This window comes from Kitasatospora sp. NPDC047058, from assembly GCF_040643935.1.
Classification (GTDB): Bacteria; Actinomycetota; Actinomycetes; order Streptomycetales; family Streptomycetaceae; genus Kitasatospora.
Genome location: NZ_JBEYVJ010000690.1, coordinates 1 through 2,495, shown reverse-complemented (window position 1 = coordinate 2,495; position 2,495 = coordinate 1). Strand labels below are relative to the sequence as shown.

At 73.1% G+C, this 2,495-nt stretch carries 1 protein-coding gene; it reads left to right on the top strand.

Annotated elements, in window-relative coordinates; translation table 11 throughout:
• Positions 1-220 precede the first annotated feature (220 nt).
• Positions 221-2,317 (top strand): MMPL family transporter, encoded by a 2,097-nt coding sequence (locus tag ABZ885_RS39345; protein ID WP_360199729.1) that lies wholly within the window; start codon positions 221-223, stop codon positions 2,315-2,317.
• Positions 2,318-2,495 lie beyond the last annotated feature (178 nt).

Genomic DNA, 2,495 nt, shown 5'->3' with positions numbered 1-2,495 from the left:
AGCGGGCGGCCGTCCCCGCGTGACCGGCGGGGCCCGCGGCCCGGGCCCGCCGGGCGCACGGGGTGACCGGGCGAACGGGCACACGGGCACACCCCATGCACGGACACACCGGGTGACCGGACGGACGCGCATGCGGGCCGGGGTGCCCGCCCTCCGGCTGCCGGGGCGGCGGGACGGTGGGAGGCTGGAACGACCGATGCCTCAGGCCCTGGGGGTTCCCATGAGTCCGACCCGGCGACTGGCCACACTCCCCTGCGGACGCCGCAGCAAGTGGGTGGTGCTGGTCCTCTGGCTCGTGCTGCTGGTGGTGGCAGGACCTCTCGCCGGCAAGCTCGCCGATGCCGAGGACAACCAGGCCTCCAGCTGGCTGCCCGGAAACGCCGAGTCCACCCAGGTGCTGAACGAACAGCGCGCCTTCCAGCCGGTGGACACCGCCCAGGCCGTCGTGGTCTACCAGCGCGACGGCGGGATCACCCCGGCCGACCGGGTCGAGGCGGCCCGGGACGCCGCCGCGTTCGCCAGCGCACCGCACGTGGTGGGCCGGATCACCGGGCCGGTGCTCTCCGGCGACGGCCAGGCCATGCAGACCATCGTGCCGGTCGACATCGGCACCGGCGGCTGGCAGGACCTGCGTCCGGCGGTGGACAGCATGCGGGCGACCGCCGCCGACAACGACCAGGGCATGGCCACCCACGTCACCGGCCCGGCCGGGATCGGCGCCGACCAGGCCGAGGCCTTCGCCGGCATCGACAGCACCCTGCTCGCCGCCACCATCAGCGTGGTGATCATCCTGCTGCTGCTCACCTACCGCAGCCCGGTGCTCTGGGCGTTCCCGCTGCTCTCCGCGGCCGGGGCCCTGGTGGTCGCGCAGGCCGTCATCTACCTGCTGGCCGACCACGCCGGACTGACCGTCAACGCGCAGAGCGCCGGCATCCTGATCGTGCTGGTGCTGGGCGCGGGCACCGACTACGCCCTGCTGCTCACCGCCCGCTACCGGGAGGAGCTGCGCCGGCACGAGGACCGGCACGAGGCGATGGCGTTCGCCCTGCACCGGGCCGGTCCGGCCATCCTGGCCTCCTCGGCCACGGTGGTCGCCTCGATGCTCTGCCTGCTGGTCGCCGAGATGAACTCCACCAGCGGCCTCGGGCCGGTCTGCGCGATCGGCGTGCTGGTGGCGCTGGCCGCGATGCTGACGCTGCTGCCGGCCCTGCTGGTGATCGTCGGCCGCTGGGTGTTCTGGCCGGTCAAGCCCGCCTTCGGCACGCCGGAGCCGACCCGGACCGGCCGCTGGGCACACGTCGGGGCCTGGATCGGCCGTCGTCCGCGGAAGGTCTGGATCGGCACGTCGCTCGCCCTGGCGGCCTGCTGCATCGGGCTGGTCTCGCTGAACGCCAGCGGCCTGTCCACGGCCGGCACCTTCACCGGCAAGCCGGACTCGGTGGTGGGCCAGCAGGTGCTGGAGCAGCACTTCCCCGGCGGGACGGGCGCGCCACTGACCGTGATCAGCACGGCGGGCGGCGCCGAGGCCGTCCGGGCGGTGGCGCAGACGACGCCCGGGGTGGCCTCGACCTCCGTACCGACCGTGCACGAGGGGAAGGCGTTGTTCCAGGCCACGCTGGCCGACCCACCGGACAGCCAGGCCGCCAAGGACACCGTGGACCGGGTGCGGGACGCCGTCCACGCCGTGCCGAACGCAGACGCCAAGGTGGGCGGGTCCACGGCGGTGATCCTGGACGCCGGCCGGGCCGCGACGAACGACAACCGGACGATCATCCCGCTGGTGCTCGGCGTGGTGCTGGTGATCCTGGCCCTGCTGCTGCGCGCGATCACCGCGCCGCTGGTGCTGGTCGCCACCGTGGTGCTGTCGTACGCGGCGACGCTCGGGATCAGCGCCTTCTTCTTCGAGCACGTCTTCCACTTCGAGGCCACCGACAACGCGTTCCCGCTGTTCGTCTTCGTCTTCCTGGTCGCGCTCGGGATCGACTACAACATCTTCCTGATGACCCGGGTGCGGGAGGAGTCCCTCCAACACGGCACCCGGCACGGGGCGGTGGCCGGGCTGGCCGCGACCGGCGGCGTGATCACCTCGGCCGGGCTGATCCTGGCGAGCACCTTCGCGGTGCTCGGCACCCTGCCGGTGGTCGGGTTCGCCGAGATCGGCTTCGCGGTGGCCCTCGGCGTGCTGCTGGACACCCTGGTGGTGCGGTCGGTCCTGGTCACCGCGCTCACCCTGGACCTGGACCGGCACATGTGGTGGCCGAGCCAGTTGTCCAGGCAAGTCGGTTCGCCGAAGGACGAGTTGGCCAGACAGCTTTAAGTTACCAATGAGTTCATATGGTTATCGTCCATCGTCTTGCCCGGCGTGGCCGGAGCCGCGTTCACTGCGGGCATGCCAACTCCCACCACGCTTCGCCGTGCCTCCCGCCTGGCCGCCGCCTACGCCGTCGCCGCCGCCCTGGCCGCGCCGCTCGCCGGCGCCCCCGCCGCCTCGGCGG